Source organism: Saccharopolyspora endophytica (genome assembly GCF_018070075.1).
In the GTDB taxonomy this organism is placed as follows: domain Bacteria; phylum Actinomycetota; class Actinomycetes; order Mycobacteriales; family Pseudonocardiaceae; genus Saccharopolyspora; species Saccharopolyspora endophytica.
The window spans coordinates 213,433-234,575 of the sequence record NZ_JAGPXE010000012.1 but is presented as its reverse complement, the minus strand read 5'-3'; the positions used below and the strand labels follow the sequence as shown (position 1 = coordinate 234,575).

General features: G+C 69.7%; 18 protein-coding genes and 2 tRNA genes. 14 read left to right on the top strand and 6 right to left on the bottom strand.

What is annotated here, in order from left to right; translation table 11 throughout:
* The first annotated feature begins 151 nt into the window (after positions 1 to 151).
* The 3 genes from KBO27_RS25650 (at position 152) to KBO27_RS25640 (ending at position 3,967) form a co-directional block, all read left to right on the top strand.
* Complete coding sequence (locus KBO27_RS25650) at positions 152 to 1,195, top strand: 3-isopropylmalate dehydrogenase (RefSeq protein WP_210972422.1); 1,044 nt, start codon at positions 152 to 154, stop codon at positions 1,193 to 1,195.
* 280 nt (positions 1,196 to 1,475) lie between these two features.
* Entirely contained in the window at positions 1,476 to 3,077 is a 1,602-nt protein-coding gene (gene cimA / locus KBO27_RS25645; RefSeq protein ID WP_210972421.1) for a citramalate synthase, read from the top strand.
* A gap of 107 nt (positions 3,078 to 3,184) precedes the next feature.
* Entirely contained in the window at positions 3,185 to 3,967 is a 783-nt protein-coding gene (locus KBO27_RS25640; RefSeq protein WP_132676792.1) for a fumarylacetoacetate hydrolase family protein, read from the top strand.
* Positions 3,968 to 4,055: 88 nt separating this feature from the next.
* On the opposite strand, the gene KBO27_RS25635 is transcribed toward KBO27_RS25640, so the two are convergent.
* A complete protein-coding gene (locus KBO27_RS25635) occupies positions 4,056 to 5,291 on the bottom strand; it encodes an FAD-dependent oxidoreductase (RefSeq protein WP_210972420.1) in 1,236 nt (411 codons plus the stop codon).
* A 105-nt stretch (positions 5,292 to 5,396) separates the two neighbouring features.
* On the opposite strand from KBO27_RS25635, the gene gltX reads away from it, so the two are divergent.
* From gltX to KBO27_RS25615, 4 genes are all read left to right on the top strand, one after another.
* The gene (gltX, locus tag KBO27_RS25630) at positions 5,397 to 6,905 is read left to right on the top strand and encodes a glutamate--tRNA ligase (RefSeq protein WP_210972419.1); all 1,509 of its coding nucleotides are present in this window, start codon (positions 5,397 to 5,399) and stop codon (positions 6,903 to 6,905) included.
* A 206-nt stretch (positions 6,906 to 7,111) separates the two neighbouring features.
* The gene (locus tag KBO27_RS25625) at positions 7,112 to 7,879 is read left to right on the top strand and encodes an HAD family hydrolase (protein WP_210972418.1); all 768 of its coding nucleotides are present in this window, start codon (positions 7,112 to 7,114) and stop codon (positions 7,877 to 7,879) included.
* A 156-nt stretch (positions 7,880 to 8,035) separates the two neighbouring features.
* Positions 8,036 to 8,107, top strand: a tRNA-Gln gene (locus KBO27_RS25620).
* 32 nt (positions 8,108 to 8,139) lie between these two features.
* Positions 8,140 to 8,212: transfer RNA gene (locus tag KBO27_RS25615), tRNA-Glu, on the top strand.
* A 47-nt stretch (positions 8,213 to 8,259) separates the two neighbouring features.
* Here the strand turns inward: KBO27_RS25615 and KBO27_RS25610 are convergent.
* The gene (locus KBO27_RS25610; RefSeq protein ID WP_165944032.1) at positions 8,260 to 8,961 is read right to left on the bottom strand and encodes an IclR family transcriptional regulator; all 702 of its coding nucleotides are present in this window, start codon (positions 8,959 to 8,961) and stop codon (positions 8,260 to 8,262) included.
* A gap of 91 nt (positions 8,962 to 9,052) precedes the next feature.
* Between KBO27_RS25610 and leuC the strand changes: the two genes are divergently transcribed.
* From leuC to KBO27_RS25595, 3 genes are all read left to right on the top strand, one after another.
* On the top strand, positions 9,053 to 10,456 hold the full coding sequence (leuC, locus tag KBO27_RS25605; RefSeq protein WP_210972417.1) for a 3-isopropylmalate dehydratase large subunit: 1,404 nt from the start codon (positions 9,053 to 9,055) through the stop codon (positions 10,454 to 10,456).
* Between the two features lie 39 nt (positions 10,457 to 10,495).
* A complete protein-coding gene (gene leuD / locus KBO27_RS25600) occupies positions 10,496 to 11,098 on the top strand; it encodes a 3-isopropylmalate dehydratase small subunit (RefSeq protein WP_132676579.1) in 603 nt (200 codons plus the stop codon).
* Positions 11,099 to 11,330: 232 nt separating this feature from the next.
* Positions 11,331 to 12,014, top strand: a complete 684-nt coding sequence (locus tag KBO27_RS25595) for an HU family DNA-binding protein (RefSeq protein ID WP_210972416.1) — start codon at positions 11,331 to 11,333, stop codon at positions 12,012 to 12,014.
* Positions 12,015 to 12,260: 246 nt separating this feature from the next.
* Here KBO27_RS25595 and KBO27_RS25590 read toward each other — a convergent pair whose 3' ends face one another.
* The 3 genes from KBO27_RS25590 to cofC form a co-directional block, all read right to left on the bottom strand.
* Positions 12,261 to 13,253 (bottom strand): NUDIX hydrolase, encoded by a 993-nt coding sequence (locus tag KBO27_RS25590; RefSeq protein ID WP_372448879.1) that lies wholly within the window; start codon positions 13,251 to 13,253, stop codon positions 12,261 to 12,263.
* A gap of 35 nt (positions 13,254 to 13,288) precedes the next feature.
* Positions 13,289 to 15,547, bottom strand: coding sequence for an RNA degradosome polyphosphate kinase (locus KBO27_RS25585; RefSeq protein ID WP_210972415.1), 2,259 nt, complete (start codon positions 15,545 to 15,547; stop codon positions 13,289 to 13,291).
* 269 nt (positions 15,548 to 15,816) lie between these two features.
* A complete protein-coding gene (gene cofC, locus KBO27_RS25580; protein WP_307870610.1) occupies positions 15,817 to 16,461 on the bottom strand; it encodes a 2-phospho-L-lactate guanylyltransferase in 645 nt (214 codons plus the stop codon).
* A 123-nt stretch (positions 16,462 to 16,584) separates the two neighbouring features.
* Here cofC and KBO27_RS25575 point away from each other — a divergent pair, with 123 nt between their 5' ends.
* The 4 genes from KBO27_RS25575 to KBO27_RS25560 all read left to right on the top strand — a co-directional run bounded on the left by KBO27_RS25575 (position 16,585) and on the right by KBO27_RS25560 (position 20,454).
* Complete coding sequence (locus KBO27_RS25575; protein ID WP_307870609.1) at positions 16,585 to 17,361, top strand: lysophospholipid acyltransferase family protein; 777 nt, start codon at positions 16,585 to 16,587, stop codon at positions 17,359 to 17,361.
* Positions 17,348 to 18,355, top strand: coding sequence for an NAD(P)H-dependent glycerol-3-phosphate dehydrogenase (locus KBO27_RS25570; RefSeq protein WP_210972413.1), 1,008 nt, complete (start codon positions 17,348 to 17,350; stop codon positions 18,353 to 18,355). The genes KBO27_RS25575 and KBO27_RS25570 overlap by 14 nt, the downstream gene beginning before the upstream one ends.
* A gap of 46 nt (positions 18,356 to 18,401) precedes the next feature.
* Positions 18,402 to 19,508 carry a cystathionine gamma-lyase gene (locus KBO27_RS25565; protein WP_372448878.1) on the top strand — a complete coding sequence of 369 codons (1,107 nt, stop codon included), beginning with the start codon at positions 18,402 to 18,404 and terminating at the stop codon, positions 19,506 to 19,508.
* Between the two features lie 508 nt (positions 19,509 to 20,016).
* Positions 20,017 to 20,454: a cysteine dioxygenase gene (locus KBO27_RS25560; RefSeq protein WP_210972411.1), complete on the top strand. Its 438-nt coding sequence runs from the start codon at positions 20,017 to 20,019 to the stop codon at positions 20,452 to 20,454.
* A 5-nt stretch (positions 20,455 to 20,459) separates the two neighbouring features.
* Here KBO27_RS25560 and KBO27_RS25555 read toward each other — a convergent pair whose 3' ends face one another.
* The gene (locus tag KBO27_RS25555; RefSeq protein WP_210972410.1) at positions 20,460 to 21,104 is read right to left on the bottom strand and encodes a pyridoxamine 5'-phosphate oxidase family protein; all 645 of its coding nucleotides are present in this window, start codon (positions 21,102 to 21,104) and stop codon (positions 20,460 to 20,462) included.
* Positions 21,105 to 21,143: the final 39 nt, after the last annotated feature.

Here is a 21,143-nt window from a genome sequence, read left to right as displayed (position 1 = left end):
AAACAGTGCGTCACTCGTATGGGTGTCCCACAGTCCGGGACTTATCATCCACTTGGTGGGCCCGGCGTGCCGCTCGGCGCGGCCATGCCGGTAGCCTTCGGCTCAACAGTTCGAGCCCCGCAGTTCGGGGTGGTTCTCGGGAGGTGTGTAGATGCGGCTCGCTGTGATCCCCGGCGACGGGATCGGGCCGGAGGTCGTTGCCGAGGCACTCAAGGTGCTCGGCGAGGTGGTGCCGGATACCGAGATCACCCGTTACGACCTCGGAGCCGCTCGCTGGCACGCGACGGGGGAGCTGCTCCCCGAGTCCGTGCTCGGTGAGCTCCGCCAGCACGACGCGATCCTGCTCGGCGCGGTCGGCGACCCATCGGTGCCCAGCGGCATCCTGGAGCGCGGTCTGCTGCTCCGGCTGCGCTTCGAGCTCGACCACCACGTGAACCTGCGCCCCGCGCGGCTGTACCCGGGCGTGAAGAGCCCGGTGGTCGACCCGGGTGAGATCGACATGGTCGTCGTGCGCGAGGGCACCGAGGGCCTGTACGCGGGCAACGGTGGCCTGCTGCGCAAGGACACCACGCACGAGATCGCCACCGAGGTCAGCATCAACACCGCGTTCGGCGTCGAGCGGGTCGTGCGCGACGCGTTCGCCCGCGCCGCCTCGCGGCCGCGCAAGCACCTGACCCTGGTGCACAAGACCAACGTGCTCACCCACGCCGGCTCGTTGTGGTCGCGCGTGGTCGAAGAGGTCTCGCTGCAGTACCCGGACGTCACCGTGGCCTACCAGCACGTCGACGCCACCACGATCCACATGGTCACCGACCCGAGCCGGTTCGACGTGATCGTCACCGACAACCTCTTCGGCGACATCATCACCGACCTCTCGGGTGCGATCACCGGCGGCATCGGCCTGGCGGCCAGCGGCAACATCGACGCCACCCGCCGCAACCCGAGCATGTTCGAGCCGGTGCACGGCAGCGCCCCGGACATCGCCGGGCAGGGCGTGGCCGACCCGACCGCCGCCGTGCTGTCGATCGCGATGCTGCTCGACCACGTCGGGCTGACCGAGGCCGCCAAGCGCGTCGAGGCCTCGGTGGCCTTCGACCTGGCGACCCGCGACCACTCGTCGCCGGGCGCCACGTTCGCCATCGGCGACCGGCTGGCCGCGCTGGTGTCCTCGCACGAGGTCGTGCCGCAGCCTTGATTTTCCCCTGAGCTCGTTTTCCGAAGGGTGCCTTCCCCGCGCGGGAAGGCACCCTTCGGTTTTTCCGGATCGTGAGAAGTCCGTCGCGTTCGATGGACATCGGCGGGCGAGGTGTGCAGCATGGGGTCGTGGCTTTCCGCAGTGTGATCATTATTGGCGAGCGCGTCGGGTAAACATCTCCGCTTCCCGACGCGCTGACCTCTCGCATCTGCGGGGGGTCTTTTTTGTTGCCTGCGTCAAGATCCACGCCGAACCGATCGATCCGACGGGAGACAATCCAGTGACCCGCACCAAGCCGGCCGGCACGCCCCTGGGCGACGACTTCCACGTCTACGACACGACGCTGCGGGACGGCGCGCAGCGCGAGGGGATTTCGTACTCGGTCACCGACAAGCTGGCCGTCGCGCGCCTGCTGGACGGGCTCGGGGTCGGGTTCATCGAAGGTGGTTGGCCCGGAGCGCTTCCCAAGGACACCGAGTTCTTTCACCGCGCGGCGCAAGGGGAACTCGAACTCGACCACGCCGCGCTCGTGGCGTTCGGCTCGACCCGCCGCGCGGGATCCAAAGTGGACGAAGATCGTCAAGTTGCCGCACTGCTGGACTCTCGCGCTCCGGTGGTGACCCTCGTGGCCAAATCGGACCGCAGGCACGTCGAACGGGCGCTGCGCACCGACGTCGCCGAGAACTGCGCGATGATCGCCGACACCGTCCGCCACCTCGTCGACCACGGCAGGCGGGTTTTCGTCGACGCCGAGCACTTCTTCGACGGATACGCCTTCGACCCCGACACCTCGCTGCGGGTGCTCGACGCCGCGGCGGGCGCCGGAGCCGACGTCGTCGTGCTGTGCGACACCAACGGCGGCCAGCTCCCGCTGCAGCTGGCCGACACCGTGCGGGAGGTCATCGCGCGCACCGGGATCCGCGTCGGCATCCACTGCCAGGACGACACCGGCTGCGCCGTGGCCAACAGCGTCGCGGCGGTGCAGGCCGGTGCCACGCACGTGCAGTGCACCGCCAACGGCTACGGCGAGCGCGCGGGCAACGCGGATCTGTTCGCAGTTCTGGGAAATCTGGGCACGAAGCTCGACATGCCGGTGCTGCCCGAGGGCAAATTGCCCGAGCTGACGAGGGTTTCGCACGCGTTGGCCGAGATCGCCAACCTGGCGCCCGACACCCACCAGGCGTACGTGGGGCAGTCGGCGTTCGCGCACAAGGCCGGGCTGCACGCCAGCGCGATCAAAGTGGACCCCGAGCTCTACAACCACCTCGACCCGGCCGAGGTCGGCAACGGGATGCGGGTGCTGGTGACCGAGATGGCCGGTCGCGCCAGCCTGGAGCTCAAGGGCGCCGAACTCGGCCTGGAGCTCTCGCCGGAGGCCGTCGGGGGAGCCGTGCGGCAGGTCAAGGAGCTCGAAGCGCGCGGCTGGTCCTTCGAAGCCGCCGACGCCTCGCTGGAGTTGTTGCTGCGCCGGGAGATGACGGGTTCCGATCTCGAAACACCGTTCGAGCTCGAGTCGTACCGGGTGCTGCTCGACCACCGCGACGACGGCGAGGTCGTGTCCGAGGCGACCGTGCGGGTCAGCGTGTCGGGGGAGCGGGTGATCGCCACGGCGGAGGGCAACGGTCCCGTGAACGCCCTCGACGCGGCGTTGCGCAAGGCCCTCGTGCCGCACCTGCCGTGGCTGGAATCGGTGGAGCTCAGCGACTACAAGGTCCGCATCCTCGTCGACGAGCCGGGCACCGACGCCGTCACCCGGGTGCTGGTCGAGTCCCGCGACGGCGAGCACGAGTGGACCACCGTGGGCGTGCACGCCAACATCGTCGAAGCCAGCTGGCTCGCGCTCTGCGACGCGCTGATCTACAAGGCCTGCGCCGCGATGTGACCGCAGCCTCCCGCCGAACCCCGGAATGCGGTGGCGAATTCCGGTGCCCGAGTATGTTGGGCGCGGGTTCCCACCACCCGTCCACATGAGATTTGCGGAGGTTCGTCTTGCGGTTGGCTCGTGTCGCCCACTCTGACGGGGTGTCGTTCGTGGCGTTGGAGCCGGATCCGGCCGCGCCTCGGGAGAAGATCGTGGCGGTCGAGATCGACCAGCACCCGTTCGGCTCGCCCACCTACACCGGCCGGAAGTGGCCGATGGCCGACGTGCGCCTGCTGGCGCCGATCCTGCCGAGCAAGGTGATCTGCGTGGGCAAGAACTACGCCGAGCACGCGCGCGAGATGGGCAGCGAGGCGCCCGAGAACCCGCTGATCTTCATGAAGCCGTCGACGTCGGTGATCGGCCCGAACTCGCCGATCAAGCTGCCGCCGAACTCCGAGCGGGTGGACTTCGAGGGCGAGCTGGCCGCGATCATCGGCCAGCCCTGCAAGGACGTCCCGGAGGCGCGCGGCACCGAGGTGCTGCTCGGCTACACGATCGCCAACGACGTGACCGCCCGCGACCAGCAGAAGGCCGACGGGCAGTGGACGCGCGCCAAGGGCTACGACACGTTCTGCCCGCTGGGCCCGTGGATCGACACCGAGATCGACCCGTCGGACCTGTCCATCCGCACCGACCTGGACGGTGAGGTCAAGCAGGACGGCCGCACCTCGCAGCTGGTGCACGGCATCGGCGGCCTGGTCTCGTGGGTCTCGCGGATCATGACGCTGCTGCCCGGTGACGTCATCCTCACGGGCACGCCGGCGGGCGTCGGCCCGATGACCGACGGCCAGAAGGTCACGGTCTCCATCGACGGCCTCGGCGCCCTGACGAACCCCGTTCAGAACGCCTGAGGCGCACGTGGTGCGCGAAAGGCGGGCGGTTCTGGTCTGAACCGCCCGCCTCTCGCATCCCCCTGGCCCGGTCGGGCACCACAACCGCTCACCGACGCCGCAGCGCCTCGCGCGGTGGCTTCTCCCTGATCGCGCCGTAGGCGAGCAGGTACGGCGGGAAGCGGCGGAGGAACGGCAGCCGCGAGACCGCGCGGACCGGGAGCGGCAGCCTCGCCGAGTCGCCGAGGTCGATCTCGCCGCGCAGGGCGGGCCCCACCACGTTCTCGTGGATCATGCGCTGGAAGCCCTGGATCAGCACCGTGGTGAGCCAGCGGCGTCGCTGGACGGCCGCCACGTGCTCGCGCCGCAGCCGTCCCTCGCGCAGCGGCGTCGCGAGGTGGCGGGCCGCCGCGACCGCGTCCTGCACCGCGAGGTTGATGCCGATGCCGCCGACCGGGGACATCGCGTGCGCGGCGTCGCCGATGCACAGCAGGCCCGGCACGTGCCACTTGCGCAGCCGGTCCAGCGTGACGTGCAGCAGCTTGACGTCGTCCCACGAGCGCACCAGCTCGCGGTCTCCCAGCCACGGGATCTCCCGCCTGAGCTGCGCGTTGAAGTCCTCGATCGGCCCGGAGCGGCCCGCGGCGTCGGAGCCCTTGTGGATGATCGAGGCGACCTGGAAGTAGTCCCGCCGGTCGATGAGCACCTGGAAGGCGCGCTTGCGCAGCATCCCGACCAGGCCCTCCGGGTCGCCCTCGTGGCGCGGCACCCGGAACCAGCGGACGTCCATCGGGGTGGGGAAGTCCCGCAGCCCGAGCTCCGGCATGTCCCGCACGAACGACTTGCGGCCGTCGCAGGCGACGGTGATGGTGGCGCGCAGCTCACCGGTCTGCCCGGAGTCGGTGCGGTAGCGCACGCCGCGAACCCGGCCGCCCTCCCGGATCAGCTCGGTGGCCTCGGTGTTCATCCGCAGCGTGAACCCCGGTTCGGCCTTGCCCTCGTCGGCGAGCATGTCCAGCAGGTCCCACTGCGGAACCATCGCGACGTAGTTGTGCTTGATCGGCAGCAGCGAGAAGTCGCCCATCGTGAACAGCTCCCCGTCCGGGCCGAGGGGGAGCTGGATCTTGTCGATCCGGCTCTGCGGGATCCGGGCGAAGCGGTCGGCCAGGCCGAGGTCGTCGAGCAGCTGCAGGGTCGTGGGGTGCACCGTGTCACCGCGGAAGTCGCGCAGGAAGTCGCCGTGCTTCTCCAAGACGGTGACCTCGACTCCTGCTCGGGCGAGCAGCAGTCCGAGAACCATGCCGGCGGGTCCGCCGCCGACGACGACGCAGGTGGTGCGCTCCATTGCGATCCCCCTCCAGAGTTTTCAACGTCTGTTGAATAAATTCAGGATGCACCTACCGGATGCGGCCGTCAAGCGCGCACGAGCACTGGCTACGCTGAAACCGTTATGAGCACGCCAGAAGCCAGCAAAGACGCAGCCCAGGACGAGGTAACCCGGCCGGTTCGTGCCCGGTTCTGCCCGTCGCCGACCGGAACCCCGCACGTCGGCCTGATCCGCACCGCCCTCTACAACTGGGCGTTCGCCCGGCACAACAAGGGCAAGCTGGTGTTCCGCATCGAGGACACCGACTCCGCCCGCGACAGCGAGGAGTCCTACCAGGCGCTGCTCGACGCGCTGCGCTGGCTGGGCCTCGACTGGGACGAAGGCCCCGGAGTCGGCGGCGACCACGGCCCCTACCGGCAGAGCGAGCGGCGCGACATCTACGCCGACATCGCCCAGCGCCTGCTGGCCGCCGGTGAGCTCTACGAGGCCTACTCCAGCCCCGAAGAGGTCGAAGCCCGCCACAAGGCCGCCGGACGCGACCCCAAGCTCGGCTACGACAACTTCGACCGCGACCTCACCGACGAGCAGCGCGAGGCCTACAAGGCCGAAGGTCGCACGCCGGTGCTGCGGCTGAAGATGCCCGCGCGCGACATCACCTTCACCGACCTGGTGCGCGGCGACATCACCTTCCCCGCCGGCAGCATCCCCGACCCGGTGCTCGTGCGCGGCAACGGCGACCCGCTCTACACGCTCACCAACCCCGTCGACGACGCGCTCATGCAGATCAGCCACGTCCTGCGCGGCGAAGACCTGCTGTCGTCCACGCCGCGCCAGATCGCGCTCTACGAAGCGCTGCAGCGCATCGGCGTCACCGACTTCACGCCCGAGTTCGGCCACCTGCCGTTCGTCATGGGCGAGGGCAACAAGAAGCTGTCCAAGCGGGACCCGCAGTCCAACCTGTTCCACCACCGCGACCGGGGCTTCCTGCCCGAAGGCCTGCTCAACTACCTCGCGCTGCTGGGCTGGTCGATCTCCGAGGACCGCGACGTGTTCACCCTCGACGAGATGGTCGAGGCGTTCGAGATCGGACGCGTCAGCTCCAACCCGGCCCGCTTCGACCAGAAGAAGGCCGACGCCATCAACTCCGCGCACCTGCGCGCCCTGGCGCCCGACGACTTCGTCGAGCGCATCGTGCCCTACCTCATCAACGGCGGCGTGCTGCCCGCCGAACCCACCGAGTCGCAGCTGGAGACCGTGCGCGCCGCGGCCCCGCTGGTGCAGGAACGGCTCATCGTGCTCTCCGACGCCGTCGGCATGATGGCCTTCCTGTTCGCCGGTGACGACTTCCAGCCCGAAGAGGCCTCGGCCCAGAAGGCCCTCGGCGAAGACGCGCAGCCCGTGCTGCAGGCCGCGATCGGCTCGCTCGACGAGCTGCCGGAGTGGACCACCGTCGCCATCGAGGAGGCCCTCAAGGTCTCCGTCGTCGACGGCCTGGGCATCAAGCCGCGCAAGGCGTTCGCCCCGGTCCGCGTCGCCATCACCGGCCGCACCGTGTCGCCGCCGCTGTACGAGTCGATGGAACTCCTCGGCCGCGACGTCTCCCTGGCGAGGCTCCGCAAGGCCCTCGCCTGAGCGCACCACCGAACACGCCGCCGCGACGCACCCCGCGTCGCGGCGGCGTCGTCTTCTCACCAGCGCGATCGCTCAGAACCCCGTACGAGCCCAACTGCTAAGACGGGACGGAAGCGGCCTCTGGTTGCACAGTGTTTCCAGACCCACAGCAGACTTCACTAGGTTGGCAGAGTCGGACTCGGTGCGTGAACGCCTAGCCTCTCGGGGTGACATCCGCGGCTGACGCATCGAATCCCCGCAATCCCGCTCAGATCAAGGCCGTCTGCCTCGACCTCGACGACACCTTGCTCGACAGCCAGAGCGCGGCGCGCAGCTCCCTCAGAGAGCTCCTCGGGACCGACCGGGCATGGCCCGTGTGGGAACGCACCACCGACCGCTACTACGCGCGATTCGTCAACGCCCAGCTGCCCTTCGACGTCATGTGCGTCGAACGCACCCGCGCCTTCTTCGCCGCCTTCGGAGAGCACATCGACTACGCCGAAGCCGAGCGCCGCGAGAGCCGGCGCATGGAAGCCATGCAACGCGCCTGGGGGCTCTTCGACGACGCCCTCGACTGCCTCGACTGGATGCGCGCCAGCGGACTCCGCCTCGCCGCCGTCACCAACGCCCCCAGCGCGTACCAGCGCAAGAAGCTCGCCGCCGTCGGGCTCGCCGACGCCTTCGACGCCGTCGTCATCTCCGGCGAGATCGGCGTCGCCAAGCCGGACCCGCGGATCTTCCACACCGCCTGCGAGCGACTCGGCCTCCAAGCCCACGAAGTCGCCCACGTCGGCGACAGGCTCACCACCGACGCCGAAGGAGCCGCGCGCGCCGGCCTCAGCGGCATCTGGCTCAACCGCGATCAGATCCCCGCACCCCGCGGCACCGCCGAACACGCCGTCGCCACCATCACGAGCCTCCGCGAACTCCCCGAACTGCTCGTCACCGAGATCGCCGCACCCCACTTCGCCGACCTCGTCGGCCAGACCCCCTGAACCGGGTCGCCACCTGCGAGAACATCCAAAGAGGGGGGTGCTGGAAAGGCCCCTCAACGGGTGGTCTAATATATTCACCAACGCGGCGGACAGAAGTCCGGAAGCCGAACTCCCCAGCGGAGATCGGAATTCGGGACAACTGGCCGTTCAGCACCATGGGGTATGGTGTAATCGGCAGCACGACTGATTCTGGTTCAGTTAGTCTAGGTTCGAGTCCTGGTACCCCAGCGAGCAGATCACTCCGGTGATCTCTCAAACGCGGTCCCGTCGTCTAGCGGCCTAGGACGCCGCCCTCTCAAGGCGGTAGCGCGGGTTCAAATCCCGTCGGGACTACAACGCAGAAGGGCCCCGGATGTTCATCCGGGGCCCTTCTCCTTTGGTCAGAGCCTGTTCTGCAGGCCTTCCGCTGCTGCCAGCAGGTCGGCCGCCCAGCGGGCGCCCGGCCTGCGGCCCATGCGGTCGATCGGGCCCGAGACCGAGATCGCCGCGACCACCGCGCCCTGGTTGTCCCGCACCGGCGCCGAGACGCTCGCCACGCCCGCCTCGCGCTCCGCCACGCTCTGCGCCCACCCCCTGCGGCGCACCTCCAGCAACGTGCGCTCCCCGAAAACCGCCTCCGCGAGCACCGCGCGCTGCGTCGCCGGGTCCGCCCACGAAGCCAGGACCTTCGCGCCCGACCCCGCCGTCATCGACAGAGCCGTTCCCACCGGGACCGTGTCCCGCAAACCGCTCGGCGGCTCCGCCGTCGCTATGCACAAGCGCTGCATGCCGTCGCGGCGGTACAGTTGAACGCTTTCACCCGTGACATCCCGGAGTTTGGGCAGCACCGTGGACGCCGCCTCCAACAGCGGATCCACCGCGCCGCCGGCCAGCTCCGCCAACGCCGCGCCAGGCCGCCACCGGCCGTCCGAACCGCGGCGCAACAGGCGATGCGTCTCCAGACCCACCGCCAACCGGTGCGCAGTCGCCCGGGGCAGACCCGTGCGGCCGCACAGTTCCGCCAGGCCGCACGGCTCCTGAGCCACCGCCTGCAGAACGGCCACTGCCTTGTCCAACACTCCGATGCCGCTATGCTGTCCCACGTACCGATACTAACTTCCCGGCATCTGGGAAGTCCACTCTGTGGGAGAGACCCCTTTCCTCGGGTCTCGGCGCGCTCGACTGGGAGCAGTGATGGGAAAAACGCTCGCGGAGAAGGTGTGGGACGCGCACATCGTGCGCCAAGGTGAAGGGCACGAGCCCGACCTGCTCTACATCGATCTCCACCTGGTGCACGAAGTCACCAGCCCGCAGGCCTTCGAAGGGCTCCGGCTGGCCGGCCGCGAAGTGCGGCGCCCCGACCTGACGATCGCCACCGAAGACCACAACGTCCCCACCGTCGGCCTCGATCTGCCGATCGCCGACCCGGTGTCGCGGACCCAGGTCGAAACGCTGCGCAAGAACTGCGCGGAGTTCGGCATCCGGCTGCACCCCATGGGTGACGCCGAGCAGGGCATCGTCCACGTCGTGGGCCCGCAGCTCGGCCTCACCCAGCCCGGCACCACCGTCGTCTGCGGTGACAGCCACACCTCCACGCACGGCGCGTTCGGCGCGCTGGCCTTCGGGATCGGCACCTCCGAGGTGGAGCACGTGCTGGCCACCCAGACGTTGCCGCTGAGGCCGTTCAAGACCATGGCCATCAACATCGAGGGCTCGCTGCGCCCGGGCGTGACGAGCAAGGACGTCATCCTCGCCGTCATCGCCAAGATCGGCACCGGCGGTGGCCAGGGCTACGTGCTGGAGTACCGCGGCGAGGCCGTGCGCCAGCTGTCGATGGAAGCCCGCATGACCATCTGCAACATGTCGATCGAAGCCGGTGCGCGGGCGGGCATGATCGCGCCCGACGACACGACTTTCGACTACCTCCAGGGGCGCCCGCACGCCCCCGAGGGCGCCGACTGGGACGCCGCCGTCGAGTACTGGAAGACGCTGCGCACCGACGACGACGCCACCTTCGACGCGGAAGTCACCCTCAACGCCGACGAACTCACCCCGTTCGTCACCTGGGGCACCAACCCCGGCCAGGGCCTGCCGCTGGGCGAGAACGTGCCCGACCCGGAGGCCATCGTCGACGAGGGCGAGCGCTTCGCCGCCGAAAAGGCGTTGGCCTACATGGGCTTGACCGCGGGCATGCCGCTGCGCGAGGTGCGCGTGGACACCGTCTTCCTGGGCTCCTGCACCAACGGCCGCCTGGAGGACCTGCGGGCCGCCGCTGAGGTCATCAAGGGCCGCAAGGTCGCGGGCGACACCCGGATGCTCGTGGTGCCCGGCTCGATGAAGGTGCGACTGCAGGCCGAGAGCGAAGGGCTGCACGAGGTTTTCACCGCCGCCGGAGCGGAATGGCGTTCGGCCGGTTGTTCGATGTGCCTGGGCATGAACCCGGACCAGCTGGACCCGGGCGAGCGCAGCGCCTCGACCTCCAACCGCAACTTCGAGGGCAGGCAGGGCAAGGGCGGTCGTACCCACCTGGTTTCGCCGCTGGTGGCCGCGGCCACGGCGGTGCGCGGGACGCTCTCCTCGCCCGAGGACCTCGACTGACCACCCCTCCCGAGCTCTCTACCACCAGGAGCAGTGACGATGGAACCGTTCAAGACGCACACCGGGGTCGGCGTCCCGCTGCGCCGGTCCAACGTGGACACCGACCAGATCATCCCCGCCGTGTACCTCAAGCGGGTCTCCCGCACGGGCTTCGAGGACGCGCTGTTCGCCGCCTGGCGCGGTGACGAGGAGTTCATCCTCAATCAGGAACCCTTCTCCTCCGGCAGCGTGCTGGTCGCCGGACCCGACTTCGGCACCGGGTCCTCCCGCGAGCACGCGGTGTGGGCGCTGAAGGACTACGGCTTCCGAGTGGTCATCTCGAGCCGTTTCGCGGACATCTTCCGCGGCAATTCGGGCAAGCAGGGCCTGCTGGCCGCCCAGTGCGAGCAGTCCGATGTGGAGCTGCTCTGGAAGCTGCTGGAGACCGAGCCGGGTACCGCTGTCACGGTGGATCTTCAGGAGCTCACCGTCCAGGCCAAGGACCTCACGGTGCCCTTCAGCATCGATGACTACACCCGCTGGCGGCTGCTGGAAGGGCTCGACGACATCGGTTTGACCCTGCGCCACGCCGAGACGATCGACACTTTTGAGGCTGGGCGCCAGAGTTTCAAGCCCGCCACCCTGCCTGCCCGCAAGGGCTGAGGCTTCCCCCGCGTCGGGACGGGTTTTTCCTTTCACAGCAGGAGAAATCCGTCCCGATCGGGACAACTGAACAGTTGCTCCAAGCACTGCGCGGACCCCGTTGCCCGGACTCGAATGCCCGCGCCCCAACGAAAAAATGGGGCGTGGCGAATGGCATTTGTTGTTCCGGGGCTTTACCGTTGACATTGAGTCGGCCCAACGGGGCCGTTGTTGTGTCCTGGGAGGGACTGAAGTGAACAAGGCCCAACTGATCGAGGCTCTGGCAGAACGCCTCGGAGACAAGAAGACCGCCAGCCAGGCCGTTGAAGACGTCGTCGACATCATCGTTCGCAACGTCAACAAAGGCGAGAAGGTCAACATCACCGGTTTTGGCGTTTTCGAGAAGCGCGCTCGCGCGGCTCGCGTCGCCCGAAACCCGCGTACCGGTGAGAGCGTGAAGGTCAAGAAGACCAACGTTCCCGCGTTCCGCGCCGGCACCCAGTTCAAGGAAGTCGTCGGCGGCCAGCGGAAGCTCCCGCGCGCGACGACCTCCGGCAAGGCTGCCACCACGCGCGGCGTGACCACGCGCACCGCCTCGGCGAGCAAGACCACGACCGCTCGCAAGGCCACCACCACGCGTGCCGCGGCCACCAAGACCGCCACCCGCACCACGGCGAAGGCCGCCCCCGCCAAGGCTTCGACGGCCAAGGCCACCAAGGCGAGCACCGCCAAGGCCGGCACCACGAAGGCTGCGCCGAAGCGGGCCACCACCACCAAGGCCAGCACGGCCAAGGCGACCCCGGCGAAGTCGTCCACCACCAAGCGGGCCAGCACCGCCAAGGCCAGCACGACCAAGGCGGCGCCGAAGTCCACCGCGAAGACGACTCGCCCGGCCACCAAGAAGGCCACGACGACGCGCAAGTCCACCAAGAAGTGATCGCTCGCTTCGACTGCGAGCTTCAGTGGGCCGAGCGGGCGGCGGCATAGCCCCCTTCCCGGGGTCGTGCCGCCGCCCGCTCAATGCTTTGGGAAAAGGCGAAAACCCGCCGCCTCACGCGCGGCGGGTCGCTTTCCTCCTCCGGTCGTTCCCGCGTGCGGGCGCTTCAGAAGCCCGCAGAGCGCCGGAACGCGGTCGGCCGAGCCCCTGCGGCCGAGGCGCCTGCGACGGCGCTGTGCGGCGCGATCAGCGCCCCGCAGGGGTTCTTCGCGCCCGGGCCAGCGGATCCGGAAGGTAGTCCGCCGCCGCGAGGCGCAGTCCGGGCTCCTTGCCGTCATCGGTGCGCTCGTCCGGCCGGAAGGACAACGTCCACACGCTGCCCTTGCGCGAGGCCACCTCGTCCAGCCGCAGCCCGGCCGAATCGGCCAGCCGCGCCACCAGATCCGGGATGACGCCTCCCTGGCTGGACACCACGCTGGTGCCGCCCTCGGCCGCCACCTCCAGCAGCGCCCGCACGCCCGCCTGCGGATCGGCTGAATAGACCTCTTCGGAGAACAGCGGTTCGCTCACGATGTCGATTCCGCCGTCACCGGCCACCGGGGCCACGGTTTGTTCGCAGCGCACGCGCGGAGCCGAATAGATCCGGGAAGGTGCGAACAACGGCAACAGGGAATGCAATGCGTCCCGTTGTTTGCGGCCCGCTTCGCTGAGCGGACGAAGAGCGTCATCTCCGGACCATTCGGATCGTTTGCCCGCTTTCGCGTGGCGAACCAGCAATACTGTCGCGGTTTCCTCGCGGGACTCGTCAAATGCGTCGAGGACTCGCGCATCGTGCGGATAGCTCAACTCCGCACGCGCCTGCTCCAACGGCAGCCAGCGGAGTTCGTCCACTTCGTCGTTGGGCGTGAACTCGCCGGCTCGCAGGCGTGCGGAGAAGTAATCGACGATCTTCGGCGCGGACTCGCCCGAGCGGGTCGGGACCGCGTAGCGCACCTGCGCGAGCGGGCGCCCGAGCGCGGACGAAAACCCGGTCTCCTCGGCGACCTCGCGCACCGCCGCCTGCGCGGGCAGCTCACCGGGGTCGAGCTTTCCCTTGGGCAGCGACCAGTCGTCGTACCGGGGGCGGTGCACCAGCGCCACCTCAGGGCCCTGGTCGCCGGGCCGCCACAGCACAGCTCCCGCCGCGCGCACGAGCGCGGGCACCTCGACCGCTTCGGCAACCGGGATGTTGTCGGTCACGCTCTACTTCCTCAACAAGCCTGGGAACGGTTTTCCTAAGACACCTTGGCGCCGTGGCCGGACAGCATCTCGGTCTGGTGGTCGCGGACCTGCTCGCCGCTGCGCGGAGAGGCTTCCCAGTCTCCCTTGGCGTTGAGCACCCAGCAGCGCGTCGAGGGGTGCAGCGCGGAATCCAGCATCGCGTCCATCTGGGCGGTCAGCTTCGCGTCGGTGACGCGGACCTGGACCTCGATGCGGCGGTCCAGGTTGCGGTGCATCATGTCGGCGCTGCCCAGCCAGTGCTCCTCGATGCCGACGAAGTGGAACACCCGCGAGTGCTCCAGGAACCGCCCGAGGATCGACCGCACCTCGATGTTCTCGCTGAGACCGTCCACGCCCGCCTTGAGGGCGCAGATGCCGCGCACCACGACCTGCACCGGCACACCGGCCAGCGAGGCGCGGTAGAGGGCGTCGATGATCTGCTCGTCGACCAGCGAGTTCACCTTCATCCGGACACCGCAGCTCAAACCCTGCCTGGCGCGCTCGATCTCGGCCTCGACCCGCTCCACGATCCCGTTGCGGATGCCCTGCGGCGACACCAGGATGCGGCGGTAGTCGCCGTGCCGGGCGTAGCCGGTGAGCACGTTGAACAGGTCGGTGAGGTCGGCGCCGATCTCCGGGGACGCCGTCAGCAGGCCCAGGTCCTCGTAGATGCGCGCGGTCTTGGGGTTGTAGTTGCCGGTGCCCAGGTGGCAGTAGCGGCGGATCGTCGAACCCTCCTGGCGCACCACGAGCGAGGTCTTGCAGTGCGTCTTCAGCCCGACCAGGCCGTAGACGACGTGCACGCCCGAGCGCTCCAGGGTGCGCGCCCACTGGATGTTGGCCTGCTCGTCGAAGCGCGCCTTGAGCTCCACCAGGGCCACGACCTGCTTGCCGGCCTCGGCGGCGTCGATGAGCGCGTTGACGATCGGCGAGTCACCCGAGGTGCGGTACAGGGTCTGCTTGATCGCCAGCACGTGCGGGTCGGCCGCCGCCTGCTCGATGAAGCGCTGCACCGAGGTGGAGAACGAGTCGTAGGGGTGGTGCACCAGCACGTCGCCCTCGCGCAGCGTGGAGAAGATGCTCTTGGGCGTCTGGCCCTCGGCGAACGCCGGGTGCGTGGCGGGGACGAACGGGGAGTTCTTGAGGTCCGGCCGTTGCAGCTTGTCCAGCTGGAACAGGCAGGACAGGTCGAGCAGGCCCTTGACCTCCACCACGTCGTGCTGGTCGACCTCCAGCTCGCGCAGCAGGAGTTCGAGCATGTTCTCGCTCATGGTGTCGGTGACTTCCAGGCGCACCGGCGGACCGAAGCGGCGGCGCGCGAGCTCGCGCTCCATCGCCTGCAGCAGGTCCTCGTCGCGGTCCTCCTCGACCTCCAGGTCGGCGTTGCGGGTGACGCGGAAGATGTGGTGCTCGGAGACGCGCATGCCCGGGAACAGCTTGCTCAGGTGCGCGGCGATGAGCTCTTCCAGCGGCAGGAACGTCGCGAGCTCGTTCTCCCGGTCGGCCTCCACCCGGATCAGCCGCGGCACGTTGTCGGGGACCTTCACGCGTGCGAAGCGACGCAAACCGGCATCGGGGTCGGTCACCGTCACCGCGAGGTTCAGCGAAAGCCCGGAGATGTAGGGGAACGGGTGCGCCGGGTCGACCGCCAGCGGTGTGAGCACCGGGAAGATGTGGTCCTCGAAGTAGCGGGTGAGCTTGGCCTGGTCGTCCGAGGCGAGCTCGTCCCAGTCGAGGATGCGGATGCCGTGGGCGTCGAGCTCCGGCAGCAGCTCGTCGACGAAGACCCGGCCGAGCTTCTCCATCAGGTCCTGGTTGCGCGCGGCTATGCGGACCAGCTGCTCGTGCGGGGTGAGCCCGTCGGCGCTGCGCACCGACAGCCCGGTCTCCTCGCGGCGCTTCAGCCCGGCGACGCGCACCATGTAGAACTCGTCCAGGTTGGACGCGAAGATCGCCATGAACTTCGCCCGCTCCAGCACCGGCTGCGACTGGTCCTCGGCGAAGGCCAGCACGCGCGCGTTGAAGTCCAGCCAGGACAGCTCCCGGTTGAGGTACCGGTCCTCGGGCAGGTCCGTCGTGGCCGCAGCCCTGGTCACAGCAGGCGGCGCCGAGGGAACCCGCGCACCGCTGGTGACCGCGGGCAGGGGCCCGGTCGTCTCGTTGCCGGCGGTGTTGCGGCGAGCAGGACGCGGTGCGCGGCTCGCTGCCGCCTTGCCTGCGGACGAGGTGCGTTTGGCGGGCCGCTTCGGCGACCGGTCGCTGTTCGTGCTCACCGAGCCATTGTCACTCAAAAAACCGTTTCAGATCGAGCAACGAGGCCGTTGATCTGATGTTCGTCCGAACACAGCGGAACCTCGTGTGACGTGCGGAAGGGAACTTCTCTGCCACCCGGGTGACCGGAAGGGGCCCTTCCTGCGGGCCGTGGCGGGAGGAGGGGAACTTTCCTGCCACCCGGCGCGAGCGGCTGCTCCGGCGTGCGCAGGGGAACCTTCCTGTCACCGGCGTCGGCGGTGGGCCTGACGTGCGCAGGGGAACCTTCCGCTCACTCGCCCAGGCCGAGCCGAGCGCTGGTGCGGGGGCCGAGTCCGACGGCTTTCGCCGAGGCCAGGTCGGCTTCGGTGTCGACGTCGCGGCGCAGCGACTCCCACGGTCCGGCGAGGGTTTTGGCGCCCGACTCGCCGTGGGCCTCGGCGGAGCCCGGGCCGAAGCGGGGGTCCAGCGGCCGGTCGGGTTCGGCCAGCAGGAGGGTCGTGCCGTCTCCCGAGAGGTCCGGGCAGTACGAGCGGTCGGTTCCCGCGGCGCGCAGGGCCCAGCCGAGTTCGCCGGAGCGCAGCGCGGGCAGGTCCGCCTGCAGCGCGCCGACGCGGAACGTGCCCCGGGCGCGCAGCACCTCGTCGCCGTGGCGCAGCGCGGCGTTGAGCCCGTCGGCCGGGTCGTCGGGCAGCACCTCGACGCCGAGACCGGTGAACGCCGCGGTCAGCGCGGGATCGGAGGAGACCACCACCACGCACGCGACGCCGCGGGCGCGACGTGCTGCGGCGACGGTGTCCATCGCCATCGCCGTGACCAGCTCGAAGTGCCCGGCCGATCCGCGGCCTGCCAGCAGCCGGGATTTGGCGCGAGTCAGCGGCTTGAGCGGTACCAGCAGGTGCACCCCGTCGATGTCGGGCGTGTTCTCGGTGGTCACGGGAACCATCTTGCGTCAACGTCCGCCGATGCGGTGGAGGGCTTCCCAAGTGCCGCCTGGTTGACGAGGCTGTGGCCGGGGCCGGGTAATTTGACTGGCGCTCGAGATCTGGAGGAGAAAGCCGTGGCGGAATCGAGAAACCTCCGACGCCGGCGGAGGACGACCAGCGAGAAGGCACACGGGATGGGCATCTTCTGGCTGGGCCTGGCCCGCTGGGTGTTCTACCCGCTGACGCACTTGCTTGCGCGCGTCCGCGTGCGCGGGGCGCACAACATCCCGGCTGAGGGTGGTGCGCTGCTCGTGCTCAACCACGTTTCCCACCTCGACCCGATCTTCGACGCGGTCACCGTCCACCGCGCGGCCCGGGTGCCGCGCTTCATGGCCAAGAACAGCCTGTGGAACGTGCCGGTGCTCAGGAACGTGCTGGTGGGCGTCGAGCAGATCCCGGTCTACCGGGGCACCGCGGACGCGCAGAGGAGCCTGCGCGACGCGCACGCGGGCCTGGAGAACGGCAAGGTCCTGGTGATCTACCCGGACGGCACGATCACCAAGGACCCCGACGGCTGGCCGATGATGCCGAAGGTGGGTGTGGCCCGGCTGGCGCTGGCCAACGACATCCCCGTCATCCCGGCCGCCCGCTTCGGCACCCGCGAGATCTACGACCACTACAACAAGAAGTTCCGGCCCTTCCCGCGCAAGACCGTGAACTACGTCATCGGTGAGCCGCTGGACCTGTCGGCCTACCGCAGCGAGAACCCCGATGTGGAGACGATCCGCGAGGTCACGAACCTGGCGATGAGCCGGGTTCGGGAGCTTCTCGGCGAGATCCGCGAAGAGCAGCCGCCCGCCGAGTTCTACGCCCCGGCTCGCAAGAAGAAGGGCACCGATGGCGCAGCCTGAGCGGATCGCGGTGCTGGGCGCCGGATCCTGGGGGACCACGTTCGCGAAGGTCCTCGCCGACGCGGGCAACGACGTCTGCCTGTGGGCCCGGCGTCCGCAGGTGGCGGCGGAGATCAACGAGACCCGCTGCAACGACTCCTACCTGCCCGGCATCACCCTGCCGGAGCGGTTGCGCGCCACCGACGACGCCGCCGAGGCGGTGCACGCCGCGGAATTCGTGGTGCTGGCCGTGCCCAGCCAGACGCTGCGCGAGAACCTCGCCGGGTGGCAGCCGCTGCTGCCCCAGGACGTGACGCTGGTGAGCCTGGCCAAGGGCGTCGAGCTGAGCACGCTCAAGCGGATGAGCCAGGTCATCGGCGAGGTCGCCGACGTGCCGATGGAACGGGTCGCGGTGGTGTCCGGGCCGAACCTGGCCAAGGAGATCGCCGCCGGTCAGCCCACCGCGACGGTGGTGGCCTGCTCCGACGAGGAGCGGGCGGTGGCGTTGCAGAAGGCGTGCTTCACGCGGTACTTCCGCCCCTACACCAACACCGACCTGGTGGGCATCGAGATCTCCGGGGCCTGCAAGAACGTCATCGCGCTGGCCTGCGGCATCGCGGCCGGGCTCGGTTTCGGGCACAACACGATGTCGTCGCTGATCACGCGCGGTCTGGCCGAGACGACGCGGCTCGGCGTCGCGCTGGGCGCGGACCCGATGACCTTCGCCGGGCTGGCCGGTCTGGGCGACCTGGTGGCGACCTGCGCGTCCCCGCTGTCGCGCAACCGGACCTTCGGCGAGCGGTTGGGCAGGGGAGAGACGGTGGTCCAAGCGCAGGAGGCTGCCCACGGCCAGGTGTCGGAGGGCGTGAAATCCTGCTCGTCGATCCGTCAGCTGGCAGCCCGGCACGGCGTGGAGATGCCCATCACCGACGTGGTGCACCGGGTGTGCCACGAAGGGCTGGAGCCGGGGCCTGCCGCTGCGGAGTTGTTGGGACGCGAGCGCAAGGCGGAGTGATCCGGTCCGCGCGCTCGCGTCGATCGCGAGTGCGGGAGTGACCACAGTGGATCTTGGGGATTTCGGCGACGGAACGCGCGTGGTGCACGGCGGGCACCCGGAACCGGAGGCGGGAGCGCCGCTGCTGCCCGGACCGGTGTTCGCCGCGCCGTACCACCTCGGGGAGACCGGTCCCAGCGGTGATTTCTACGGCCGCGCGGGCAATCCCACCTGGCGCGGGCTGGAATCGGCGATCGGCGAGCTCGACGGCGGGCACTGCGTGCTGCTGCCCTCGGGCATGGCCGCGATCAGCACCGTGCTGCGTTCGGTGCTGCGGGCCGGCGACAAGCTGGTGCTGCCCTCGGACGGCTACTACGCGTCGCGGCAGCTCGTCAGCGACGAGCTGACCGAGCTGGGCCTGGACGTGCGCGAGATCCCCACGCCCGGCCCGTGGACCGACGACGTCTTCGAGGGCGCTCGGCTGGTGCTGCTGGAAACGCCGTCGAACCCGGGCGGGGACGTCTGCGACATCGCCGAGCTGGCCGAGCGCGCCCACGCGGCCGGCGCGCTGCTGGCGGTCGACAACACGACCGCGACCCCGCTGGGCCAGCGTCCCCTGGATCTGGGCGCGGACATCGTCATCGCCAGCGACACCAAGGCCCTGTCCGGGCACAGCGACATCCTGCTGGGGCACGTGTCGGTCCGCGACGAGGAGCTCTTGAACCGCCTGGTGCGCGCGCGTTCGCTGTCCGGTGCGATCCCCGGGCCGTTCGAGACGTGGCTGGCGCACCGCAGCATGGGAACTCTCGACCTGCGGCTGTCCCGGCAGGCCGAGAACGCCGCCGCGCTCGTCGACGCCCTCGCCGACCACCCGGCGGTGACCGGTCTGCGCTGGCCGGGCTGGTCGCAGGACCCGGCGCACGAGCTGGCGAGCCGGCAGATGCGCCGCTTCGGCGGGGTGTTCCGCTTCGAGCTCGCCGACGCCGACGCGGTCCAGTCCTTCATCGCGAAGAGCCGGTTGGTCGTCGCGGCCACCAGCTTCGGCGGCCTGCACAGCACGGCCGACCGCCGCGCCCAGTGGGGCGACCCGGTCCCGGAGGGCTTCCTCCGCTTCTCAGCAGGCTGCGAGAACCCCGACGACCTGGTCCACGACGTCCTCCAAGCCCTCTCCTGACCGACTCCCGTCCCACTTCCCGCCCCACCCCACCGTCCCGACAACTCCCGTCCCACCGGCACCTCACCCCGGTCGCGGGAGGGACGGATTACTCCGGTATTCCGGGTCCTGATTACGGCGGTATTCCGGGTTCCCGGACCGGACACCGCTGTGATCGGGACCCGGATTACCGCCGTAATCGGGGTGGGGACCCGGATTACCGCCGCAATCGGGTTCCGGAATACGGCCGTAATCGGGTCGCCTCACTCCAACGGGTGTGAAGTGGGTCGCGGGTCGTGGGGGTGGGAGCGGGAGGTGGTTGACGGCGGGGTGGGGGACTGGTTGAGTGCGTGGCGTGTTGAAGCGCGCGTTCATCGGTCGACGGGGTCACATCGACCTGCACCGCGTCGCCAGCGCGCTCTGTTCGTGTTCTTCGTGTTGATCGATCTCATCCGCTTCCCGGGTTGATCGCGGCGTCCTCGCGCGCCTGCGCCCCGGGGTTCGCTCACGATCTCCGAAGGACTTCACCGTGTTCGCCGTTCCGCCCAACACCCTTGCCGCGCCCGCTGACCTGAGCATCGCGCACCCGGCCCGCATCGCCCGCGAGTTCGCCGCCAACCGCGAATCCTGGGCGCACCTGCTGCGCTACGACGCCGAGGAGCGCTGGGCCGGGCTGCTCGCCCGCACCGACGCCTACGAGGCGTGGCTGCTGAGCTGGCTGCCCGGCCAGCACACCGACCTGCACGACCACGGCGGCGCCACCGGCGCTTTCACCGTCGTGCAGGGGAATCTGACCGAACGGGTCGCCCGTCCCGGCAACTCCGAGGTGCTGCACTCGCTGACCACCGGCCAGTCCCGGGTCTTCGGCCCGAACTACGCCCACCAGGTCAGCAACCTCGGCGTCGATCCGGCGGTGACCATCCACGTCTACCGCCCGCAGCGGGCGAACCGCACGATCCGCGGCTGATCCGCTCAGGACCGCCGCAGAACGTGTTCGGGCACGGGCAGTTCCGCGATCAGGTCCGCTGAAGGCACCGGTGCGCCCCAGCTCCGGTGCAGCGGGAGCACGCCAGCCCACGCCTCGTTCGCCTCGACGTCCTCGGCGTCGTCGCCCGGGTCGCCGGTGCGGATCTTCACCGCGGCCTCGGTGAGGTCCAGCGCCAGGACGGCGGTGGCGGCGAGCTCCTTCTTGGTGGGCCGGCGCGCGTAGTCCCACGATCCCGGCGCGAGCTGCTCGGTGATCACCCGCAGCCCTTCCCACCGCTCGTCGGGGTCCTCGACGTGCCGGATGCGTCCGTGGATCACCGCCGACCGGTAGTTGATCGAGTGGTGCATCATCGACCGCGAGTAGACGACGCCGTCCACGTGGGTCACCGACACGCACACCTCACCGGCGTCCCGGAGGCTGCGCGCCCCGGTCGATCCGTGCAGGTAGAGAGTGTCGCCGCGACGCCCGTATCCGGTGGGCAGCACGCGCGGCGCACCGTCGACGACCACCGCCAGGTGGCAGACCAGTCCGGAGTCGAGGGTGGCGTGGAGTTCGCCGCGGTCGGTGCGCGCCCGCTTGGAGCCTCGGCGGATGGTGGATCGTTCGGTGGGGGAGAGCTGCGAAGTCACGTCACCAGCCTCACCTGAGAAGTGGCATCATCGAAGTGC